Annotated in this window: 3 protein-coding genes; all 3 read left to right on the top strand. The window is 43.1% G+C overall.

The window, feature by feature from the left end; genetic code table 11:
- Window positions 1–252: 252 nt before the first annotated feature.
- Window positions 253–459: a hypothetical protein gene (locus F6K38_RS41395; protein ID WP_287360649.1), complete on the top strand. Its 207-nt coding sequence runs from the start codon at window positions 253–255 to the stop codon at window positions 457–459.
- 135 nt (window positions 460–594) lie between these two features.
- Window positions 595–1,200, top strand: coding sequence for a lipase family protein (locus F6K38_RS41390; protein ID WP_287360647.1), 606 nt, complete (start codon window positions 595–597; stop codon window positions 1,198–1,200).
- 48 nt (window positions 1,201–1,248) lie between these two features.
- Window positions 1,249–1,644, top strand: a 396-nt coding sequence (locus tag F6K38_RS41385; protein ID WP_353737295.1) for an NB-ARC domain-containing protein, incomplete at its 3' end; no start/stop codon positions are given.

The following is a 1,644-nucleotide window of genomic DNA, read 5'->3' as shown; positions in this document are numbered from 1 at the left end:
CGCTTAGCGTGACATGCAGATCAATCGCATTTTTATTGGAAGTTAATTTACTGATATCATCGGCAACAGTAAGAAAAAAAAATGAAATATATAATAGAAAATGTGATAGGTATATAAAATGAATTGTGATAACTTTTTCCCCTATTCCCGACTTCCGACTCCCGACTCCCTAGATTTTTTTGTTAGACTAAATCGAGATTGGGTTTCATGCATCTACTGGTTAATGCTATATAGTTAACTGGAGGCTAATCCTTGAGTAAATTGACGGGCTTGATTAAAATCTCAAGCCACCAAGACTCATTGCCCAGTGCGGATATCGTGTTTGTTCACGGGCTGGGAGGGGATGCTAGAAGCACGTGGCATCCTAAGGAAAAAGGGGATGATGAGGGAGCATCCCAATTTGGCACGTTAGCTCTTTTTAGGGGGCTGAAACCCTTGAAATATCGTTGCTTTGGGTAATATTGTTTCCAAAATGGGATGCTCCCGGATGATGATGACTTCTGGCCAGTTTGGTTAGGAAACGATCAGCTAGGTCTTAACATCTGGTCGTTTGGGTATAACGCTGAAGCGACAAACTGGAAAAGCAACAGCAGTATGCCTCTTTTCGATCAAGCCAGTAATTTATTAGATTGCTTAGATAGTCGGGATCTGGGTAAACGTCCATTAGTATTTATTACTCACAGTCTGGGCGGGCTTTTAGTCAAAAAGATGCTTCGTAGTGCTAATGATTATGATAACTATAAAGGCATTATTGAGCAGACTAAAGGAATAGTATTTCTGGGTACTCCCCACACTGGATCTGATCTAGCTGATGTAATTGATAAAATTCGCATTGTTACACGAACTACAGTAAGTGTGGAGGAACTCAAAGCTCATGCCCCTCAGTTAAGGGAATTAAATCAGTGGTATACACAAAATGCTCCTCGTTTAGGAATTGACACAAAGGTCTATTACGAAACCCAGCCTTTGAAAGGGATTTTGGTTGTAGACGAGGATAGTGCCAACCCAGGCATTGCAGGAGTGAAGCCGGTTGCCATGCCAGATGACCACATTTCGATATCCAAACCCAAGTCTCCAGACAGTGAGCTCTATCTTAGTGTCAAGAAATTTATCAAAGAATGCCTCAAAACTACTGTACGGCTAAAGGATGACAGCAACGGAACAGTTTATCTTGGCGAGATTCCTATTCATGAGCATTAGCTCAAGTCGTCCGACCGGGAACGGACAAAATTAAATCCCCCCAGTAACATTATCAATCGTGGCACTCCCCACTTTGTCGGTAGAGATGCTCAACTTGAGCAGCTCCATCAGGAATTTGAACAGACCAATCAATTAGTGATTTGTGCCATTGCCGGAATGGGCGGTGTGGGCAAAACCGAATTAGCTCTACAATATGCTCTGAACAATCAGCACAACTACCCTGGTGGGTTGTGCTGGTTCCCAGTGCGAGGCTTGGATCTCGGGACTCAAGTTGTCAATTTTGCCCGTACTAAATTAGGATTAACCATTCCAGATCAACTAGAGTTCAACCAACAGGTAGAATACTGCTGGGGGCATTGGCCAGAAGGAACAGCATTGATCGTGCTGGATGATGTGCCTTCTTTCAGCAAGGACTACAAACAGAGAATTCAGCCCTACTTACCA

The sequence above is a fragment of the Moorena sp. SIO3B2 genome (assembly GCF_010692525.1).
In the GTDB taxonomy this organism is placed as follows: Bacteria; Cyanobacteriota; Cyanobacteriia; order Cyanobacteriales; family Coleofasciculaceae; genus Moorena; species Moorena producens.
The sequence above is the reverse complement of the archived record's forward strand: the minus strand, read 5'-3'. Positions and strand labels throughout refer to the sequence as shown.

What these genes read in the sequence shown, in the direction of transcription:
- F6K38_RS41390 (WP_287360647.1), top strand. Translation starts at nt 595, where the DNA reads ATGCCTCTTTTCGATCAAGCCAGTAATTTATTAGATTGCTTAGATAGT.